This is a genomic window from Mycobacterium sp. B14F4 (genome assembly GCF_039871645.1).
Classification (GTDB): Bacteria; Actinomycetota; Actinomycetes; order Mycobacteriales; family Mycobacteriaceae; genus Mycobacterium.
Genome location: NZ_JBDPMF010000011.1, coordinates 15135 through 32491 on the forward strand (window position 1 = coordinate 15135; position 17357 = coordinate 32491).

At 68.7% G+C, this 17357-nt stretch carries 18 protein-coding genes; 10 read left to right on the forward strand and 8 right to left on the reverse strand.

All coding sequences use genetic code 11. The features are described from left to right. Positions 1–2: 2 nt before the first annotated feature. The gene (gene tatB / locus ABGB19_RS23585) at positions 3–428 is read left to right on the forward strand and encodes a Sec-independent protein translocase protein TatB (protein WP_347688414.1); all 426 of its coding nucleotides are present in this window, start codon (positions 3–5) and stop codon (positions 426–428) included. Positions 429–435: 7 nt separating this feature from the next. Here tatB and ABGB19_RS23590 read toward each other — a convergent pair whose 3' ends face one another. The 5 genes from ABGB19_RS23590 to ABGB19_RS23610 form a co-directional block, all read right to left on the reverse strand. Next, positions 436–1074, reverse strand: a complete 639-nt coding sequence (locus tag ABGB19_RS23590) for a glycoside hydrolase (protein ID WP_347688415.1) — start codon at positions 1072–1074, stop codon at positions 436–438. A 64-nt stretch (positions 1075–1138) separates the two neighbouring features. Then, the gene (locus ABGB19_RS23595) at positions 1139–2281 is read right to left on the reverse strand and encodes a P-loop NTPase (RefSeq protein ID WP_347688416.1); all 1143 of its coding nucleotides are present in this window, start codon (positions 2279–2281) and stop codon (positions 1139–1141) included. A 34-nt stretch (positions 2282–2315) separates the two neighbouring features. Further along, positions 2316–3764, reverse strand: coding sequence for a lytic murein transglycosylase (locus ABGB19_RS23600; protein ID WP_347688417.1), 1449 nt, complete (start codon positions 3762–3764; stop codon positions 2316–2318). Positions 3765–3857: 93 nt separating this feature from the next. Continuing rightward, a complete protein-coding gene (locus ABGB19_RS23605) occupies positions 3858–4403 on the reverse strand; it encodes a DUF1003 domain-containing protein (protein WP_347688418.1) in 546 nt (181 codons plus the stop codon). Then, on the reverse strand, positions 4400–5692 hold the full coding sequence (locus ABGB19_RS23610) for a CBS domain-containing protein (protein ID WP_347688419.1): 1293 nt from the start codon (positions 5690–5692) through the stop codon (positions 4400–4402). Before ABGB19_RS23610 ends, ABGB19_RS23605 begins: the two co-directional genes overlap by 4 nt. Before the next feature lie 25 nt (positions 5693–5717). On the opposite strand from ABGB19_RS23610, the gene ABGB19_RS23615 reads away from it, so the two are divergent. Beyond that, complete coding sequence (locus ABGB19_RS23615; protein ID WP_347688420.1) at positions 5718–6674, forward strand: CoA ester lyase; 957 nt, start codon at positions 5718–5720, stop codon at positions 6672–6674. A 4-nt stretch (positions 6675–6678) separates the two neighbouring features. On the opposite strand, the gene ABGB19_RS23620 is transcribed toward ABGB19_RS23615, so the two are convergent. Together ABGB19_RS23620 and ABGB19_RS23625 are read right to left on the reverse strand one after the other, a co-directional pair. Further along, positions 6679–7092, reverse strand: coding sequence for a DUF4190 domain-containing protein (locus ABGB19_RS23620; RefSeq protein ID WP_347688421.1), 414 nt, complete (start codon positions 7090–7092; stop codon positions 6679–6681). Between the two features lie 3 nt (positions 7093–7095). Continuing rightward, positions 7096–7887 carry a DUF4190 domain-containing protein gene (locus ABGB19_RS23625; RefSeq protein ID WP_347688422.1) on the reverse strand — a complete coding sequence of 264 codons (792 nt, stop codon included), beginning with the start codon at positions 7885–7887 and terminating at the stop codon, positions 7096–7098. A gap of 107 nt (positions 7888–7994) precedes the next feature. On the opposite strand from ABGB19_RS23625, the gene ABGB19_RS23630 reads away from it, so the two are divergent. The 6 genes from ABGB19_RS23630 (at position 7995) to ABGB19_RS23655 (ending at position 13778) form a co-directional block, all read left to right on the forward strand. Continuing rightward, positions 7995–8519: a general stress protein gene (locus ABGB19_RS23630; protein WP_347688423.1), complete on the forward strand. Its 525-nt coding sequence runs from the start codon at positions 7995–7997 to the stop codon at positions 8517–8519. 245 nt (positions 8520–8764) lie between these two features. Further along, on the forward strand, positions 8765–10168 hold the full coding sequence (locus ABGB19_RS23635; protein WP_347688424.1) for an ABC transporter substrate-binding protein: 1404 nt from the start codon (positions 8765–8767) through the stop codon (positions 10166–10168). Continuing rightward, on the forward strand, positions 10165–11103 hold the full coding sequence (locus tag ABGB19_RS23640) for a sugar ABC transporter permease (protein WP_347688425.1): 939 nt from the start codon (positions 10165–10167) through the stop codon (positions 11101–11103). The genes ABGB19_RS23635 and ABGB19_RS23640 overlap by 4 nt, the downstream gene beginning before the upstream one ends. 13 nt (positions 11104–11116) lie before the next feature. After that, positions 11117–11956: a carbohydrate ABC transporter permease gene (locus ABGB19_RS23645; RefSeq protein WP_347688426.1), complete on the forward strand. Its 840-nt coding sequence runs from the start codon at positions 11117–11119 to the stop codon at positions 11954–11956. A 5-nt stretch (positions 11957–11961) separates the two neighbouring features. After that, complete coding sequence (ugpC, locus tag ABGB19_RS23650) at positions 11962–13188, forward strand: sn-glycerol-3-phosphate ABC transporter ATP-binding protein UgpC (RefSeq protein ID WP_347688427.1); 1227 nt, start codon at positions 11962–11964, stop codon at positions 13186–13188. Beyond that, positions 13185–13778, forward strand: a complete 594-nt coding sequence (locus ABGB19_RS23655) for a suppressor of fused domain protein (RefSeq protein ID WP_347688428.1) — start codon at positions 13185–13187, stop codon at positions 13776–13778. Before ugpC ends, ABGB19_RS23655 begins: the two co-directional genes overlap by 4 nt. A gap of 87 nt (positions 13779–13865) precedes the next feature. Here the strand turns inward: ABGB19_RS23655 and corA are convergent, their stop codons facing one another. Further along, positions 13866–14969, reverse strand: a complete 1104-nt coding sequence (corA, locus tag ABGB19_RS23660) for a magnesium/cobalt transporter CorA (protein ID WP_347688429.1) — start codon at positions 14967–14969, stop codon at positions 13866–13868. Positions 14970–15104: 135 nt separating this feature from the next. Here corA and ABGB19_RS23665 point away from each other — a divergent pair, with 135 nt between their 5' ends. Then, positions 15105–16094: a malate dehydrogenase gene (locus ABGB19_RS23665; RefSeq protein ID WP_347688430.1), complete on the forward strand. Its 990-nt coding sequence runs from the start codon at positions 15105–15107 to the stop codon at positions 16092–16094. A 92-nt stretch (positions 16095–16186) separates the two neighbouring features. Then, positions 16187–17356 (forward strand): NADP-dependent malic enzyme, encoded by a 1170-nt coding sequence (locus tag ABGB19_RS23670; RefSeq protein ID WP_347688431.1) that lies wholly within the window; start codon positions 16187–16189, stop codon positions 17354–17356. Position 17357: the final 1 nt, after the last annotated feature.

Below are 17357 nucleotides of genomic sequence, written 5' to 3' on the forward strand. Positions count from 1 at the left end.
CGATGTTCGCCAACGTGGGCTGGGGCGAGATGCTCGTCCTGGTGATCGCCGGCCTGGTGATCCTCGGCCCAGAAAGGTTACCCGGGGCGATCAGGTGGACGTCGGGTGCGTTGCGCCAGGCGCGCGACTACATCAGCGGAGCGACCAGCCAGCTGCGCGACGACCTCGGCCCGGAGTTCGACGACCTGCGTGAGCCGCTGAACGAGCTGAACAAGCTGCGCGGGATGACGCCGCGTGCCGCGCTGACCAAGCACCTGCTCGACGGCGACGACTCTGTGTTCACTGGGAGGTTCGACCGGGAGGTGGTCGACCAGCCTGGCGGTGACAAGCCGGTCAGCTCGCCGGCGCCCACCGCGCAGGTGCCGCCGGCCGCGCCAACCGCGCCGACCACATCCGCGGCGACGCCGTTCGACACCGACGCCACCTGACCACGGGTCAGATGAAGTACTTCTCGCCGCCGGTCGGGAAGCCGCCGCCGTTCGTGGCGATGTGGATGTGGTCGAAGTGGTTGGCGGTCTCGTTGCCGTAGTCCGCGGTCCAACTCGGCGCGCCGACGCCGGGGTAGAAACCCTGCCGCCAGATCACGTGGATGACGCCCCAGCGCTTCGCGTTCGCCAGCGCGTACCCGGCGATCTGGTTGCCGAGCTTGATGCCTTCCTCGCTGCCGTGGTCGGGGATCATCACGTCGATCGCCAGGCCGTTGGGGTGCCACGGCAGGGGGTCCTGCCGGTAGCCGCCGATGACCTTGACCTCGGGGAACATCACGCTGATCGCGCGCGCGGCGCGGATGGTGTTGATCTGGAGCCCGGACTCGGGGGCCACGCCGGCAGGCAACTCGAAGGACATCGCCGGGCTGGCGACCGGTGCGCTGGCCGCCAGCAACTCGGCGGCCGGAGGAGGAGCACCAGGGGGCGGCGGGCCGGACGCCAGAGCTTGCTGGACGGGCGGGTTCGCCGCGGGCACCTCGGCGGGCGGATCGGCGGTCTGGGCGTAGAACAGCGCAGCGGAGATCACGATCGAGCCCGCCAGGGCCAACACCTTTCCCCGGCCGTTGCTTGACGGATTGCTGCCCACTTTGAGCACTTTATCGTTGCGCTCGAGCAGCCGTGGCCATCTTCGGCTGTCCAGATTGCGACGGTTACCGGCCCGCAGGGTCGAGACCCAGCGACATGCCCGCCAGGCCGCGCTTGCGGCTGGACAGCGCGTCGGCGACGCTGCGCAATTCTTTGCCCGCCGCCGAGTCCGGTGCCGACAACACCAGCGGCACGCCCGAGTCACCGGCCACCACCAGGGCCGGGTCCAGGGGCACCTGGCCGAGCAGTGGCACGTCGGCGCCGACCGCGCGCGACAGGCGTTCGGCGACCTGCTTGCCGCCGCCCTCGCCGAAGATCTGCATGGTGGTGCCGTCGGGCAGCAACAGGCCCGACATGTTCTCCACCACACCGACGATCCGCTGGCGGGTCTGCAGGGCGATCGCGCCGGCGCGCTCGGCCACTTCGGCGGCCGCCAGCTGCGGGGTGGTGACGACCAGGATCTCGGCGCCCGGGATCAACTGGGCCACCGAGATCGCGACGTCGCCGGTGCCGGGCGGCAGGTCGAGCAGCAGCACGTCGAGGTCGCCCCAGTAGACGTCGGCCAGGAACTGCTGCAGCGCGCGGTGCAGCATCGGTCCGCGCCACACCACCGGCGTGTTGCCCTGGGTGAACATCGCGATGGAGATGACCCTGACGTCGTGGGCGACGGGCGGGACGATCATCGAGTCGACCTGGACGGGACGGTCGGCGGTGCCCATCATCCGCGGCACGGAGTGGCCGTAGATGTCGGCGTCCAGCAGGCCGACCGACAATCCGCGCGCGGCCATGGCGGCCGCGAGATTGACTGTGACACTTGACTTTCCGACACCGCCCTTGCCGGATGCGACGGCGTAGACGCGGGTCAGCGAGCCGGGCTGGGCGAACGGGATGACCGGCTCGCGGGAGTCGCCGCGCAGTTGCTTGCGCAGTTCTGCGCGCTGCTCGTCGCTCATAACGTCGAGGCTGACACGCACCGCGCCGGTGCCGGGCACGTCGGCGACCACGTGACTGACGCGGTCGGTGATCTCGGTCTTCTTCGGGCACGCGTCGGTGGTCAGGTAGATCTCGACGTGGACTGAGCCATCAGCCTCGATGGTGACGTTCTTGACCATGCCGAGCTCGGTGATCGGCCGGCGCAGTTCGGGGTCGATCACCTTGGCCAGCGCGGCGCGAACCGCGGCTTGACGCTCAGAGGCAGATTCAGACATCAGTGTCGAGTCTAGGCCGACTCGACGGGCGTTCTTAAGCGACCGGTCCCGGCGGCGGGCCCGGTGCCGGTGGCACCACCGGAGGGACGGCCTCGGGTGCTGCAGGAGCGGGCCCTGGGGCGGGTCCCGGCGGCGGGCCCGGCAGGGTCTGCCCGGGTGCGGGCGGCACCGCCGCGGGCGGAACCATCGGCTGGGCCACCGGCGGGGCACCGAGCGCGGGTTGCAGCGGTGGTGCCGGGTTGTCCTGGATGCAGAACACCGCGCACTCGGGCCGCGGCGGCTGCTGCACCCACGGCGGGGTCCACGGCGGCGGCTGCGCGGGCGCCTGAGGCGTCGCGGGCGCCTGCGGCACCGGCCCGGGCAGGGGGCCGAGCTGCTGGCCGGGCACGAAGCCGGGCACGCCCATCTGGCTGGCCACGGAATCGCGCTCGAGCAGCGGCATCAGCGCCATCGGGTCGTTGGCGGGCAGGCCGAGCACGTTGAGCGGCAGGCCCGGTCCCAGCCCTTGGTACTGGGCGAGCTCGGTGAGGTGCACGTTCAGGTCGTCGGTCGGGCCGAGCGTGGGAACGGCGCCGGTGATCGGCGGCAGGTCCATCGGCACCACGCCGGTCGCGTAGGCCCCGGCCCAGCCGAGCACGTTACGGGCGTAAGCGACCGAGTTGTTGTAGCGCAGGATCGACGACATCACGTGGGACGGGTCGCGCAGGTTGAGGTTGCCGCTGCACAGGTAGCGGGCCGCGGCCAGGCTCGAGTCGTAGAGATTCTGCACGTCGGCCTTGCCGTCGCCGTCGCCGTCGGACGCGTAGCGCGACCAGGTGCCGGGCAGGAACTGCATGGGCCCCATCGCACGGGCATAGGTGATGCGGTCGGCGGTGCGGTTCTGCACGATGATCTCGTTGCCCGGCAGTGTGCCGTCCAGCGCGGGCCCGAAGATCGGACGGACAGCGGTGCCGCGCGAGTCGGTGGCGCCGCCGTTGGCGTGCATCGACTCGATTCGGCCGATACCGGCCAGCAGGTTCCAGCTCAGGCCGCAGCCGGGGTAGGCAGCGGCCATCATCCGTTCGGCGTTGCGGTATGCCGCCAACGCCATCGCCGGAATGCCAAGCGCCCCAGGCGCGTTCACGACTGCGGCGGGTGGCGGCGAGAACGCCGTGCTCGCGGCGATCTGGAATGCGGACGGTGTCTTGGTGACTGCCACCACCGACGCTCCGGAGCGTGCGCCCGGCGACGGTTCGACGGCCGCGAGGGGCGTCACCGCGGCGTCGCTGAACCTCGTCGTCGGCGCGGACGCACCGACGCTGCCTGCCAGGATGATCGGGGTGATGACGGCGACGCCGAGGCCGGCGCGCATGCGATGGCTGGAGAACAGGGACTGCGTGCCCGATCCACAGACCAGCGCCTGTACGCGCGAAGTCGGTATCCGCATCACGCGTCCGGCTTGACGGCGCACGGCCGCGAGGGCGGCTCCTCCCCTAATCTGCACTCAACCGTCCTTGGTCTGCATCGCTTGTGAACCAAGTCACCATACCTACTCGATAACGACCGTGTTACAGCATTGGGGTCAGCCGACACGCCGTTATTTTCTCGACCGTCGTTCGTCGGCCTCCGATCGGCCGGCGCCGTCCTCTGTCGCGGTCGGCGGTGCTTGCCGCAGCTCGGCGATCATGTCTCGCAACTCCTCGAGTTCGCGGCGCAGGTAGTCGCGGGTGGCGACCTCGCCGACCGCCAGCCGCAGCGCCGCCAGTTCGCGGGCCAGGTATTCGGTGTCGGCCTTGGTCTGCGCCGCCCGGCGGCGGTCCTCGTCCAGGGCCACTCGGTCGCGGTTCTCCTGCCGGTTCTGCGCCAGCAGGATGAGCGGCGCTGCGTAGGCGGCCTGGGTAGAGAACGCCAGGTTGAGCAGGATGAATGGATAGGGATCCCAACGCAGCCCGACGGCGAACAGGTTCAACGCCACCCAGATGATGACGAGGATGGTCTGCCACGCCAGGTAGCGGCCGGTGCCCAGGAGCCGCGCAATGGACTCGCTAAAGTTTCCGACTGCTTCGGAGTCCACGTTGAGGGACAGCCTCCGCCGGCTGGTCAGCGGGGTGTCGAGCCTGCTGCGGGCCGACGGGTCGGTCATGTCGCCCCCTCGGCGCCGGTCAGCTCGGGCTCCTCGGTGTCGCGCCACCCCTCGGGCAGCAGGTGGTCGAGCACGTCGTCGACCGACACCGCGCCCAGCAAATGGTTCTCATCGTCGACGACCGGCCCGCACACCAGGTTGTAGGCGGCGAAGTAGCGCGTGACGGCGGCCAGTGACTCCTCGGGCGCCAGGTTCGGCAGGTCGGTGTCGATGATCCCGCTGACCAGGTCGGCGGGCGGTTCGCGCAGCAGCCGCTGCAAATGCACGCATCCGAGGTAGTGGCCGGTCGGGGTGGCGGTCGGCGGCCGCGCCACGAACACCAGGGACGCCAGCGCGGGGGTGAGATCGGGCTCGCGCACGCGGGCCAGCGCCTCGGCGACGGTCGTGTCGGGGGCCAGCACCACCGGCTCGGACGTCATCAGGCCGCCCGCGGTGTCGGGGGAGTGGGACAGCAGCCGTCGCACGTCCTTGGAGTCCTCGGGGTCCATCCGCCGCAAGAACTGCTCGGCGTCCGACGGCGTCATCGAGCCCAGCAGGTCGGCGGCGTCGTCGGGGTCCATCTCCTCCAGAACGTCGGCGGCGCGCTCGGCGGGCAACCGCTTGAGCACGTCGGTCTGGTCGTCCTCGGGCAATTCCTGCAGCACGTCGGCGAGCCGTTCGTCGTCGAACGCGTTGACCACCTCGTAGCGGCGCTTGGCGGGCAGCTCGCGGATCGCCTCGGCGACCTCGACGGCTCGCTGCCCCTCGAACTGCTCCAGCAGTTGGGCCACGCCCTGGTCCGGCATCGCCAGACCCGACGGCGTCAACCCCTGCACGTGCTGCCAGTCGACGGTGTGCACGTTGGTGCGCCGGCCGAGTCGCCGGTGTGGACGCACGGCCACCTTGGTGACCACCCAGTCGCGAGTGCGCGTCTGTTCGATGCCGAGGTCGACGACGATCACATCGACACCGGACAGCTGGGGCAGGTCGGGATCCTCGACACGAACCCTGGTTTCGATGACCTGGCCCAGCACCAGCACCTCACCGGGCCGCTGCGCGAAGCGGCGCAACGAGACACTGCCGGTGGCCAGCGTCACCGCTCCCGGCTCGATGGAAGTCACCCGTAGGATGGGAACGAAAATCCTTCGGCGGGTTAACATTTCGACGACAAGCCCCAGCACGCGCGGTTGCTGGCGCACAATACTGATGCTGATCACCACGTCACGGACACGGCCGACGGATTCCCCATCGGGGCCCAGCACCACCAATCCCGCGAGTCGGGCCGCATAGACCCTGTTCACCGCCGCCATGACTCAAAGGGTAGAGAGTGTAGGCGTGGAAAACCTGTATCGACCCCGCCGAACGGTGCTGTCCGTTCCCGGGAGCAGCGCGAAGATGATCGAGAAGGCGAAATCCCTGCCCGCCGACGAGGTGTTCCTCGATCTGGAAGACGCTGTCGCGCCGGACGCCAAGGCCGAGGCCCGCACCCGGGTGGCCACCGCGCTGGCCGGACCGGGCTGGACCGGTCAACTGCGTGGTGTGCGGGTCAACGACTGGACGACGCCGTGGACCTACGCCGACACCATCGAGGTGGTCGCGACGGCGGGCGCCCGACTGGACATCGTCGTGCTGCCCAAGGTGACCGACGATTCGCACATCCACGCGCTCGACCTGTTGCTCGGCCAAATCGAGGCCACCCACGGACTACCGGTGGGCCGCATCGGGATCGAGGCGCAGATCGAAAATGCGCAGGGGCTCACCAACATCGACGCGATCGCCGCCGCGCCGCGGGTGCAGGCACTGGTGCTCGGCCCCGCCGACATGGCGGCCAGCTTGAACATGCGCACTCTCGAGGTCGGTGAGCAACCGCAGGGTTATGACGTCGGCGACGCGCATCACCATGTGCTGATGAGGATCCTCATCGCGGCGCGCACCCATGGCGTGCTCGCCATCGACGGACCGTATCTCAAGATCCGGGACGTCGACGGGTTCCGCCGGGTCGCGGGCCGGTCCGCCGCACTGGGCTACGACGGCAAGTGGGTGCTGCATCCCGACCAGATCGCCGCGGGCAACGACATTTTCAGCCCGCGCCAGCAGGACTACGACCATGCCGAGTTGATCCTCGAGGCCTACGAGTGGCATACCTCTCGCGAAGGCGGCGCCAGGGGCGCGGTGATGCTCGGTGACGAGATGATCGACGAGGCCAGCCGGAAGATGGCGCTGGTGATCGCCGGAAAGGGCCGGGCCGCGGGCATGCAACGGCACGGCGAGGCCTTCAAGCCGCCACGGTGAGGGTTCAGGTCCACTGCCATCCGCTGGCGATCAGACCGATGTACAACAGCAGGTACACCAGCAGGCCGGCGATGAAGACGCCGCCGATGATGGTGCCCGCCAACGCGATTCCCCAGCCGTCCTGACCGGTGCGCCTGGTCTCGCGCATGGCGAGCACGCCGAGGATCACGCCGGGGATGGCGGTGAACCCGCAACAGGCCAGGCCGAGTAGCGATGACACCAGGGCCGCGATGGCCATTCCGTTGGTGCCGGGCGGCCGCATCGGCCGGTAGGGGTCGTAACCGGGTGGGGCGTAGTAGCCCATGGGAGGCGGCGGGTAGAGGGGCGGCGGCAGACCCGCATCGGCCGGGTAGTCCATCGGCGGCCGGGGCTCGCGATGGTCCTGGCGGTCGACGCCGTGCGGGTCGGTGCCGGTCACCGATCAGGTGCCCAGCATCGAGATGGTGACGATAATGCTGAAGAGGAAGGTAGCAGCGCCGACGGCGATGCCCGCGATGGCCAGCCCGCGGCCGCCTTCGCCGGAGTCCTTGATCTGGTTCAGCGCGACGATGCCCAGCACGATGCCGATGATCGAGCCGATGCCACACAGGAACGGGATGACGCCGACGAGGGAAGCGACCAGCGAGCCGATGGCCATCGAGTTCGTCTTGCCCGCAACGGGAGCGCCGTAGCCGCCCGGATAGGGAGCGCCGTAGCCGACGGGTGCCCCGTAGGGCGGTGGCGCGCCGTAGGGCGGCGGCGGATACGCCTGCCCGCCGAAGCCGGCGGGGTCGGGGTATGGGGGCGGGTAAGCACTTTGCGGCGGCGGCGGATAGCCACCCGGGGGCGGTGGGTAAGGGCCCGGCGGCGGAGGCGGCGGAAAGCTCGACGGCGGCGGCGGGTAACCGGCGGGCGGTGGATAGCCGGACGGGTCGTAGCCCGCGGGCGCCTCGTAGGGTGCCCCGTAGGCGGGCGGGGTGTACGGCTGCCCGGGCGGGGTGAACGGTTGGTCCGGTTGCTCGACGCGCTGCGCGGGCGACTCGAACGCCGGTGTCTGCTGGCCCTCGCCCTGCGGGGTCTGGTCGCCCGCCGCGCCGGGCTGATCGGTCCCGCTCGCCTGCGCGCCCCCCTGCTCGATCGGCGGGGCTTCGTAACCACCCGGAGTCGGCTCGGACGCACCGCCGGTGGCCTCGGATGATGCCGATTGTCCTGCGTCGTCGCCGGGATTTGTCATGCTGATCAACCTAGCGCACGTACCGGGCACGATCGTGGCCGTCGCGGCGTTGGTTCAAGTGAGAAACAGCAACATAACCGGGCGCGAACAGAGGAGATCGAGCAGCGATGACCAGTCCGTTTCAGCCTGGACAGAACCCCGGTTCCACGCCGGGCGGGCCCGGTGTGCGCCGCGGCCCCGCCGCGCTGCCGACGCCGCCCAAGGGGTGGCCGATCGGCTCCTATCCGACGTACGCCGAGGCCCAGCGCGTGGTCGACTACCTGTCCGACCAGGAGTTCCCGGTGCAGCAGGTGACGATCGTCGGCGTCGATCTGATGCAGGTGGAGCGGGTCACCGGCAGGCTGACGTGGCCCAAGGTGCTCGGCGGTGGTGTGCTGACCGGTGCGTGGCTGGGCTTGTTCATCGGCCTGATCCTCGGGTTCTTCAGCCCGAGCCCGTGGGGTGCGCTGGCCACCGGCCTGATCGCCGGTGTGTTCTTCGGCCTCATCACGTCGGCCATCCCGTATGCGATGGCGCGCGGCACAAGAGATTTCAGCTCGACCCTGCAGCTGGTCGCCGGTCGCTACGACGTGCTGTGTGACCCGCAGAACGCCGAACGCGGTCGGGATTTGCTGGCGCGCTTGACCATCTGACGCCCGCGTTTTTGCGCGAGCGTGCGCGTGTGTACCCGACACGCCGCTATCAGCGGGCAGTTTGCGCTCGCTCGCAATTGCGTAACGGTGCGCGACGCGCGCCGCTGAAGTGTTGCAAATCACGCGCGTGTGGCAATACGGTTTGCGCGCGGGAGGTTCCCGCACGGAGCCGCCCCGGCGGCGACATTCAGACGCGGACGGAGGCTGCGGTGCGCGTCCCGAGTCTTCTACTGACGTCGGGGCCCATGCGCGTGGGCCCACGGCGGCTGGGCGCTGCGGTGTTGGCGGCGCTGACGACGGCGTCAGCCGTCGTCGCGTGTAGTTCCGGCGGCGGCGGACTCGTCATCAACTACTACACGCCGGCCAACGAGGCGCAGACGTTCACCGCTGTCGCCAAGCGCTGCAACGAGCAACTCGGCGGACGCTTCACCATCCAGCAGGTCAGCTTGCCGAAGGGCGCCGACGACCAGCGTCTGCAGTTGGCGCGGCGACTCACCGGAAACGACAAGACGCTCGACGTGATGGCGCTCGACGTGGTGTGGACCGCCGAGTTCGCCGAGGCCGGTTGGGCGTTGCCGTTGTCCGACGACCCGGCGGGCCGGGCCGAGTCCGACGCGACGGCCAATACGCTGCCCGGGCCTCTGGAGACCGCGATGTGGCAGGACAAGCTCTACGCCGCACCGATCACCACCAACACCCAATTGCTCTGGTACCGAGCGGATTTGATGTCCGAACCGCCCGCGACATGGGACGCCATGGTCGCAGAGGCGACGCGGCTGCACGCCGCGGACAAGCCCAGCTGGATCGCCGTCCAGGGCAAGCAGTACGAGGGCCTGGTGGTGTGGTTCAACACCTTGCTGGAGAGCGCGGGCGGTCAGGTGCTCTCCGACGACGGCGAAACCGTCACGCTGACAGACACACCCGAGCACCGGGCCGCCACGGTCAAGGCGCTGCAGATCATCAAGTCGGTTGCCACGGCGCCGGGCGCGGACCCGTCCGTGACGCAGACCGACGAGACCACAGCGCGCCTGGCGCTCGAACAGGGCAACGCCGCGCTCGAGGTGAACTGGCCCTACGTGCTGCCCTCGCTGCTCGAGAACGCGGTCAAGGGCGGCGTGTCGTTCCTGCCGCTCAACGACGATCCCGCACTGGCGGGCAGCATCGGTGAGGCGGGCACATTCTCGCCGACCGACGAGCAGTTCGAGGCCGCCTTCGACGCCAGCAAGAAGGTGTTCGGCTTCGCTCCATACCCGGGTGTGCAGCCGGGGGAGGACGCCAAGGTGACCATCGGCGGGTTGAACCTCGCCGTCGCCAAGACGACGCAGCACAAGGCCGAGGCGTTCGAGGCCATCCGATGCCTGCGGAACGTCGAGAACCAGCGCTACACCTCGGTCGAGGGCGGCCTGCCCGCGGTGCGGACGTCGCTGTACAGCGACCCGGAGTTCCAGAAGAAGTACCCGCAGTTTGAGATCATCCGCCAGCAGCTCACCAATGCCGCGGTCCGCCCGGCCACGCCCGTCTATCAGGCGGTGTCGACGCGCATTTCCGCCGCGTTGGCGCCGATCACCGACATCGACCCGGAGCGCACCGCCGACGAATTGACCGAGCAGGTGCAGAAGGCCATTGAAGGTAAGGGGTTGATCCCATGACGGCCGTCGCCGAGCCGTCCGCGGCCAACAAAGCCAAGGCGGATGCGCGCGGCGGCAGTGACGACCGCCGGTCCGAGCGCCGGCTGGCGTTCCTCCTGATCGCCCCCGCCGTGCTGCTGATGCTGGCGGTGACCGCCTACCCGATCGGTTATGCGGTGTGGCTGAGCCTGCAGCGCAACAACATGGCCGCGCCGCAGGACACCGAGTTCATCGGGCTGGACAACTACATCACCATCCTGTCCGACCGGTACTGGTGGACGGCGTTCTTCGTCACGCTGGCCATCACGGTCGTCTCGGTGGCGATCGAGTTCGTGCTGGGCTTGGCGCTCGCGCTGGTGATGCACCGCACGATCTTCGGCAAGGGCGTGGTGCGCACCGCCATCCTCATCCCGTACGGCATCGTGACCGTCGCCGCGTCGTACTCCTGGTACTACGCTTGGACGCCGAGTACGGGTTACCTCGCCAATCTGCTGCCGGAGGGCAGTGCGCCGCTGACCGAACAGATTCCGTCGCTGGCCATCGTCGTGCTCGCCGAGGTGTGGAAGACCACCCCCTTCATGGCACTGCTGCTGTTGGCCGGGCTGGCCCTGGTGCCCCAGGATCTGCTCAACGCCGCGGAGGTCGACGGCGCGGGCCCGTGGAAGCGACTGGTGAAAGTCATTCTGCCGCTGATCAAGCCGGCCATCCTGGTCGCGCTGCTGTTCCGCACCCTCGACGCGTTCCGCATCTTCGACAACATCTATGTCCTCACCGGTGGAGCCAACAACACCGGGTCGGTGTCGATCCTGGGCTACGACAACCTGTTCAAGGCCTTCAACGTCGGGCTCGGGTCGGCGATCAGTGTGCTGATCTTCCTGTGCGTGGCGCTCATCGCGTTCATCTACATCAAGATCTTCGGGGCCGCGGCACCGGGCAGTGACGAGGGTCGGCTATGAATAGGGAGATGTGATGGCCGCCGAGCGGGTCAACGCCGGTCGCGCGACCGGCTGGACCATCGTCAACATCCTGGTCGTCGTCTACGCGCTGTTCCCGGTGCTGTGGATCCTGTCGCTGTCACTCAAGCCGACGTCGACAGTCAAGGACGGCAAGCTCATTCCGACCGCGATCACCTTCGACAACTACAAGGCGATCTTCCAGGGCAACGTGTTCACCTCGGCCCTGGTCAACTCCATCGGAATCGGGTTGATCACCACGGTCATCGCGGTGGTGATCGGCGGCATGGCCGCCTACGCGGTCGCGCGACTGGACTTCCCCGGCAAGCAACTGCTGATCGGCGTCGCCCTCTTGATCGCGATGTTCCCGCACATCTCGCTCGTCACACCGATTTTCGAGCTCGAGCGCGCCGTCGGGCTGTTCGACACCTGGCCCGGGTTGATCATTCCGTACATCACGTTCGCCCTGCCGCTGGCGATCTACACGCTGTCGGCCTTCTTCCGCGAGATCCCCTGGGATCTGGAGAAGGCGGCGAAGATGGACGGCGCGACCCCGGCGCAGGCATTCCGCAGGGTGATCGCGCCGCTGGCCGCGCCGGGCATCGTCACCGCGGCGATCCTGGTGTTCATCTTCGCGTGGAACGACCTGCTGCTCGCGCTGTCGCTGACGGCGACCCAGCGCGCGATCACTGCGCCGGTGGCGATCGCGAACTTCACCGGCAGTTCGCAATTCGAGGAGCCCACCGGGTCGATCGCGGCGGGTGCGATGGTCATCACCATCCCGATCATCATCTTTGTTCTCATCTTCCAACGACGGATCGTCGCCGGCCTGACCTCCGGCGCGGTGAAGGGGTAGTTCGCATGGCCGAGATTGTGTTGGACCGGGTGACCAAGAGTTACCCCAACGGCGCGACTGCCGTGCAGGAGCTGTCGATGACGATCGCCGACGGCGAGTTCATCATCCTGGTCGGACCATCCGGATGCGGAAAGTCCACCACGCTCAACATGATCGCGGGCCTGGAGGCCATCACGTCGGGCGAGTTGCGCATCGGTGGCGAGCGTGTCAACGAGAAAGCGCCCAAGGACCGCGACATCGCGATGGTCTTCCAGTCCTATGCGCTCTACCCGCACATGACGGTGCGCCAGAACATCGCGTTCCCGCTGACGCTGGCCAAGATGAAGAAGGACGAGATCGCGACCAAGGTCGACGAGGCTGCGAAAATCCTTGACCTGACCGACTTCCTGGACCGCAAGCCCGCACAGCTCTCCGGCGGCCAGCGCCAGCGCGTCGCCATGGGCCGCGCGATCGTGCGCAATCCCAAGGCGTTCCTGATGGACGAGCCGCTGTCGAACCTGGACGCCAAACTTCGGGTGCAGATGCGTTCGGAGATCGCGCGGCTGCAGGACCGACTGGGCACGACGACCGTCTACGTCACCCACGACCAAACCGAGGCGATGACGCTGGGGGACCGGGTGGTGGTGCTGCTGGCCGGGGTGGCTCAGCAGATCGGCACCCCCGATGAGCTGTACCACCGGCCTGCCAACCTCTTCGTCGCCGGCTTCATCGGATCACCGTCGATGAACTTCTTCCCGGCGACCATGACCGACGTCGGCGTGAAGCTGCCGTTCGGCGAGGTCACTCTCACACAGGAGATGTACGACCTGATCGGCCGCCACAAGCCCAAGAACGTGATCGTCGGGGTGCGGCCCGAGCATTTCGAGGACGCCGCCGTGCTCGACGGCTATGCCAGGATCCGGGCGTTGACGTTCGAGGTGAAGGTCGACATGGTCGAGTCGCTCGGCGCCGACAAGTACGTCCACTTCAAGACCGAGGGCGCGGGTGCGCAGGCCGCCCAGCTCGCACAGCTGGCGGCGGAGTCGGGCGCCACCGAAAACGAGTTCGTGGCAAGGGTTTCCACCGAGTCTACGGCCAAGCAGGGTGGCACTATCCAGCTGGCGTTCGACACCTCGAAGCTGACGATCTTCGACGCCGACTCCGGCAGGAACCTGACTCTGCCCGACGATGCGCCCACTCCGGCGAGCCCGCCGGCATCCGCTGCCGAGTCGACGCCGCCACCGGCCGAGTGATCGACGTCCTGGCGGAGGTTCGCGCGCACGTGCGCGAGCACTTCGCCCGGGCCGGTGTGACCGCAGAACCCGACGCGGCCAGCGTCACATTCCTGGGCACGGAGAAGATCGACGTACTGCGGTTCGGACCCAGCCCTGACGGCGTCACCCACTATGTGTCGCTTGGCTGTTCGCGACACCCGATGCTCGACCCGACGGAGATGGTCACCGATGCGCTGCACGGTCCGCGCGCGGAGGTGACGCTCGCATTGCGCGGTTCGTCCCCGCGAGGTCTGTCCCGGTCGATCGCGATCGTCGCCGCGGCGCCCGCAGTGGAGGGGCTCATCCTCGAACCCGATGCGCTCATCGACCTCGAGGCACCGTTGTGGGACGGCGCGCCGTTCACCGCATTCCTGTTGGGCCGCAGCGACATCGACGACGTGGAGCTGACCCCGCCGTTGCCGCCGGTGGCGGTCTTGTCGGCGACCCCGATCACCGCCACCGAGGCGGCATGGGTGCGGCTCAAGGGCGCCGACGCGATGCGCGAGGCGTGGGAGCAGGACGGGGTCGACGTGCTCGACCAACGCCGGCGGGCCGGCAATCCAAGCTGAGCCGGCGGGCCGGCAATCCAAGCTGAGCCGGCGGGCCGGCAATCCAAGCTGAGCCGGCGGGCCGGCAATCCAAGCTGAGCCGGCGGCCTACAGCCAGCGGTTGCGCCGGAACGCCCGGAACAACAGCGTGCACAGCACCAGCATCACGATGAGCACAGCCGGATAGCCCCACGGGTGCTTGAGCTCGGGCATGTACTCGAAGTTCATCCCGTAGATGCCGGCGATCGCCGTCGGCACCGCGGCGATCGCGACGTAGGCCGAGATGCGGCGCATGTCGATGTTCTGCTGCATCGCCACCTTGCCGACCGCGGCCTGCACCAGCGAGCTGAGCACGTCGTCGTAGCTGGTGATCCGGTCGGCGGCCTGGGTGTTGTGGTCGAGCACGTCGCGCATGTATCGGCGCACCTCGACCGAGATCAGGTCGTCGTGGTCGCTCATGATCGGCTCCAACGCCAGCGTCAGTGGGCCGACCGCCCGGCGCAGTTCGACGACTTCGCGCTTGAGCAGGTAGATGCTCTCGATGTTGGTCTGGTTGCGCGGTGAGAAGACGTCCTCTTCCATCGCGTCGATGTCGGTCTCGATCGAATGGGTGACCTCGAGGTAGCTGTCGACGACGTGGTCGGCGATCGCGTGCATCACCGCGTACGGGCCGAGCGCGAGGATCGCCGGCGCTGCGTCGAGCCGTTTGCGGACGTCGGCGAGCCCGCCGTGCTCACCGTGGCGGACGGTCACCACGAAGTCGGGCCCGACGAAGATCATGATCTCGCCGGTCTCGACGATCTCGCGGGCGTGGGCCATCGAGTCGTGCTCGAGATAGGTCACGGTCTTGAGGACGAGGAACAGCGTGTTGTCGTAGCGCTCCAGCTTGGGTCGCTGGTGGGCGTGCACGGCGTCCTCGACGGCCAGCGGGTGCAGGCTGTATTCGTCGGCGACGGCCTGCATCTGGTGGTCGTCGGGTTCGTGCAGGCCGATCCACACGAACGCCTCCCTGCCCTCGCCCCGCAGCTCCTGCACCTTGTCCTGGGCCGCACCGTGGGTGTACTTGCCCGGCAGCCGCGTTCCCTCGCAATAGATGCCGCAGTCGACCGTCACCCGGGCGACGGGCACATGAATGGAGCTGGCGTCCACGCCGCCGGACTTCGACTTCGCGACGGGCCGCAGCGATGGAGGCAGCGAGCGGAACGACGGCATCGAGTCAGCCTCCCGGGAACAGCACGTGGCCCGTATCTGGGCCGTCGTCGATGCTACGCGGCTGGCGGCATCGGCACCCTGCTAGTTTCGTCCCCGAACCACGGAACGAAACATGCCATCCAAGGAGCGTCTGACGTGAGCACAACTCCCCTCAAGGTCGCTGTCACCGGCGCCGCCGGCCAGATCGGCTACAGCCTGCTGTTCCGCATCGCCAGCGGTGCACTGCTCGGCCCCGACCGGCCGGTCGAGCTGCGGCTGCTGGAGATCGAGCCCGCGCTCAAGGCGCTCGAGGGTGTCGTGATGGAGCTCGACGACTGCGCGTTCCCGCTGCTGTCCGGCGTCGAGATCGGCTCGGACCCGAACCAGATCTTCGACGGCATCAACTTGGCGCTGCTGGTCGGCGCCCGCCCGCGCGGTCCGGGCATGGAGCGCAGCGACCTCCTCGAGGCCAACGGGGCGATCTTCACCGCACAGGGCAAGGCGCTCAACTCCGTCGCCGCCGACGATGTGCGCATCGGCGTGACCGGTAACCCGGCCAACACCAATGCGCTGATCGCGATGACCAACGCCCCCGACATTCCGCGGGAGCGGTTCTCGGCGCTCACCCGCCTCGACCACAACCGGGCGATCTCGCAGCTGGCCCGCAAGACCGGCGCCAAGGTGACCGACATCAAGAAGATGACGATCTGGGGCAACCACTCGGCCACCCAGTACCCCGACATCTTCCACGCCGAAGTCGGCGGCAAGAACGCCGCCGAGGTGGTCAACGACCAGAACTGGCTGGAGAACGACTTCATCCCGACCGTCGCCAAGCGCGGCGCGGCGATCATCGACGCGCGCGGTGCCTCCTCGGCGGCGTCGGCCGCGTCGGCCACCATCGACGCCGCCCGGGACTGGCTGCTGGGCAGCGCCGACGGCGACTGGGTGTCGATGGCCGTCGTCTCGGACGGCTCCTACGGCGTGCCGGAGGGCTTGATCTCGTCCTTCCCGGTGACGACCAAGGACGGCAACTGGTCGATCGTGCAGGGGCTCGACATCGACGACTTCTCGCGCGGCCGAATCGACAAGACGACGGCAGAGCTCGCCGACGAGCGCAAGGCGGTCACCGACCTCGGCCTCATCTAAGGGCTGTACCCGGAGCGATTTCCGGCGATTAGGTTACCTACCGGTTCGTCGCTAACCTGAGCGCCGTGTCGCAAGCGGTTGAAGACCTTCCAGTGACCGGATCCCCCATCGTCGTCAGCGACGAGGAGATCTTCGCCGCCCACGTGGGCGGCAAGCTCTCCGTGGCGTTGAACGCGCCCCTCGACACCGAACGTGCGCTGTCGATCGCCTACACCCCGGGCGTGGCCCAGGTGAGCCGGGCGATCGCCGCCGACCACACGCTGGCCGCGCGCTACACGTGGGCCAACCGGATGGTGGCCGTCGTCAGCGACGGAAGCGCGGTGCTCGGCCTCGGCGACATCGGCCCGGCCGCGTCGCTGCCGGTGATGGAGGGCAAGTGCGCGCTGTTCAAGGCGTTCGCCGACCTCGACTCGATTCCGATCGTGCTCGACACCAAGAACCCCGACGAGATCGTCGAGACCCTGGTCCGGCTGCGCCCCACGTTCGGCGCGGTCAACCTCGAGGACATCTCGGCCCCGCGGTGCTTCGAGATCGAGCGCCGGCTGATCGAGGCCCTCGACTGCCCGGTCATGCACGACGACCAGCACGGCACCGCGATCGTCGTGCTGTCGGCGCTGATGGGTGCGGCGAGGGTGGTCGACCGCGCGATGGCCTCGCTGCGGGTGGTGGTCTCCGGCGCGGGCGCGGCCGGCGTCGCCTGCGCGAAGATCCTGCTCGCCGCCGGAGTGAGCGACATCACGCTGCTGGACTCGCAGGGCATCGTCCACAAGGGCCGCAGTGACCTGAACGCGCACAAGGCCGAGATGGCCGCGCTGACCAACCCGCGGATGCTGACCGGTGGGATGGCCGAAGCGCTCGACGGCGCCGACGTGTTCCTCGGACTGTCGGCGGGTGTCGTGCCCACCGACCTCGTCGCGTCGATGGCGCCGAACTCGATCGTGTTCGCCCTGTCGAACCCCGATCCGGAGATCCATCCCGACGAGGCCCGTAAGTACGCCGCCGTCGTCGCGACCGGCCGCAGCGACTTCCCGAACCAGATCAACAACGTGCTGGCGTTTCCGGGGGTGTTCCGCGGCGCACTCGATGCGGGTGCGCACCGGATCACCGAGGAGATGAAGGTCGCTGCCGCACAGGCGATCTTCTCGGTCGTCGGCGACGACTTGTCGGCCGAGTGCATCGTGCCGAGTGTGTTGGACCCGCGGGTCGCCCCGGCGGTGGCACGAGCGGTCGCCAGTGCGTCTGGCGACGCGTCCGGCATCTAGC

What these genes read in the sequence shown, in the direction of transcription:
- ABGB19_RS23635 (WP_347688424.1), top strand. Translation starts at nt 8,765, where the DNA reads ATGCGCGTGGGCCCACGGCGGCTGGGCGCTGCGGTGTTGGCGGCGCTG.
- ABGB19_RS23595 (WP_347688416.1), bottom strand. Translation starts at nt 2,281, where the DNA reads ATGTCTGAATCTGCCTCTGAGCGTCAAGCCGCGGTTCGCGCCGCGCTG.
- ABGB19_RS23610 (WP_347688419.1), bottom strand. Translation starts at nt 5,692, where the DNA reads ATGGCGGCGGTGAACAGGGTCTATGCGGCCCGACTCGCGGGATTGGTG.
- ABGB19_RS23640 (WP_347688425.1), top strand. Translation starts at nt 10,165, where the DNA reads ATGACGGCCGTCGCCGAGCCGTCCGCGGCCAACAAAGCCAAGGCGGAT.
- ABGB19_RS23625 (WP_347688422.1), bottom strand. Translation starts at nt 7,887, where the DNA reads ATGACAAATCCCGGCGACGACGCAGGACAATCGGCATCATCCGAGGCC.
- corA (WP_347688429.1), bottom strand. Translation starts at nt 14,969, where the DNA reads ATGCCGTCGTTCCGCTCGCTGCCTCCATCGCTGCGGCCCGTCGCGAAG.
- ABGB19_RS23630 (WP_347688423.1), top strand. Translation starts at nt 7,995, where the DNA reads ATGACCAGTCCGTTTCAGCCTGGACAGAACCCCGGTTCCACGCCGGGC.
- ABGB19_RS23645 (WP_347688426.1), top strand. Translation starts at nt 11,117, where the DNA reads ATGGCCGCCGAGCGGGTCAACGCCGGTCGCGCGACCGGCTGGACCATC.
- ugpC (WP_347688427.1), top strand. Translation starts at nt 11,962, where the DNA reads ATGGCCGAGATTGTGTTGGACCGGGTGACCAAGAGTTACCCCAACGGC.
- tatB (WP_347688414.1), top strand. Translation starts at nt 3, where the DNA reads ATGTTCGCCAACGTGGGCTGGGGCGAGATGCTCGTCCTGGTGATCGCC.
- ABGB19_RS23605 (WP_347688418.1), bottom strand. Translation starts at nt 4,403, where the DNA reads ATGACCGACCCGTCGGCCCGCAGCAGGCTCGACACCCCGCTGACCAGC.